At 72.5% G+C, this 1,563-nt stretch carries 2 protein-coding genes; both read left to right on the forward strand.

All coding sequences use genetic code 11. The annotated features are described in order from the left end of the window. Positions 1–235: hypothetical protein (locus ACFQ87_RS46290; RefSeq protein WP_380617058.1), on the forward strand; the 235-nt coding region annotated here is incomplete at its 5' end. Between the two features lie 516 nt (positions 236–751). Next, positions 752–1,309 carry a GNAT family N-acetyltransferase gene (locus ACFQ87_RS46295; protein ID WP_380617059.1) on the forward strand — a complete coding sequence of 186 codons (558 nt, stop codon included), beginning with the start codon at positions 752–754 and terminating at the stop codon, positions 1,307–1,309. Positions 1,310–1,563 lie beyond the last annotated feature (254 nt).

The raw sequence follows: 1,563 nt of genomic DNA on the forward strand, positions 1-1,563 counted from the left end.
CGGTTCCGCGCAGCGGGCCTTCACCCTGGAGTACGCGGTCGACCCGATCACCGGCGAGCGCGGGGCAGTGCTGGGCGAGTGGGAGGCGGCGGGCCGCCACCGCTTGCACCGGACCGGCATGACCGCTGAGGCCCGCCCCTTCCTCCACGCCGTCGCGGCCCTCCTCGACGCGCCGACGGTGGAAGCGGCGAGGACCGTTCCGCGGGCGAAGCGGCGCGGCCTGTTCCGCCGCTGAGCCGCCGCCTCGCGTCGGTGACGCGCGGGGTGGCGGGGTTCGCCGGGGGTGGACTGCTCAGGACCAGACGATCAGTTCGCCGTTCATGGCAAGACTGGACCCGCGAGGATGCCGTCGAGGAGGCGGCCGCCTACGCCCAGCTGCCCAGGGCGGTCGGCGAGCGCGGCCGCCAGGGGCAGCCGGCGGCGGACGGCGGATCTGGTGGTACCGGTGGGGCGGACGGAGCGGGAAGAGCGGGGCATGGACACTCCTCTGGTTCCGGTGCGACGGCCCGCAGCGCTACGGCCCAACGGGCCCGGTACGGCCGGTGGTTGGTCCGGCCGGGGAGCAGGGTAGCCATGTACCCGCCAGTGGCGCCAGGTGCCCGGCGCCACTCTCTGAACCCGCGTCACACGGCACGGGGCGCCACGGCCCGGCGCGGGTGCCCGGTCCGCTGAGTGCGGGTGCCCGGTCCGCGCGGTGCGGATGCTGTGGCACCATGCCCGGAAGTCGACTTTTCCGATGAGAGGAACCGCCATGTCCGAGACCGTCACCGGCCCCGCCGGGGAGCCCGTCTTCCGCGTTGCGACCGTCGCCGACGTCCCGGCACTGGTCGAACTGGTCGAGTCCGCCTATCGCGGCGAGGCCAGCAAGGCCGGCTGGACCACCGAGGCGGACCTGCTGGACGGTCAGCGCACCGACCCTGCCGGTGTCACCGAGGCCGTCGAGGACCCGGAGGGCGTGGTGCTGCTGGTCGAGCGCGACGGCGAGTTGGTCGCCTGCTGCCAGCTCGAGCGGCGCGCGGACCGCGCCTACTTCGGCATGTTCTCGGTGCGCCCCACCCTGCAGGGCGGCGGGATCGGCCGGGTGGTGCTGGCCGAGGCGGAGCGGGTGGCCCGGGAGGAGTGGGGTGTCGCGCTACTGGAGATGAAGGTGGTCGAGCAGCGCGCTGAGCTGATCGCCTGGTACGAGCGGCGCGGATTCCGTCGCACCGGCGTCTACAGCCCGTTCCCGTACGGGGACGAGCGCTTCGGCATCCCGCGCCGACCGGATCTGCGGTTCGAGCAGCTGACCAAGGAGCTGAAAGCGGTTTGAGGAGGGGCTGATCTGTTGATCGGTTGATGGTCGGAAATCCGACTGACGCGCCGTCAACTAGCTGAGCCGGGGCGATGTGGAATGTCACGCCTCGTTCATGATTGGTCCAGACCAATGTGAGAAGCTGGGGGCGAACGGCAAGGTTCCGTCCGATGCCCAGGGGGCCGCTTCCGCTGCCCGTACTCCATGGCACCGCCATGCCCGCATCCGACACCGGTCCGCGCCGGATGCCCGCGGCCCCCGACCTCCGCCTG

Origin of the sequence: Kitasatospora sp. NPDC056531, from assembly GCF_042794375.1 — a bacterium.
Classification (GTDB): domain Bacteria; phylum Actinomycetota; class Actinomycetes; order Streptomycetales; family Streptomycetaceae; genus Kitasatospora.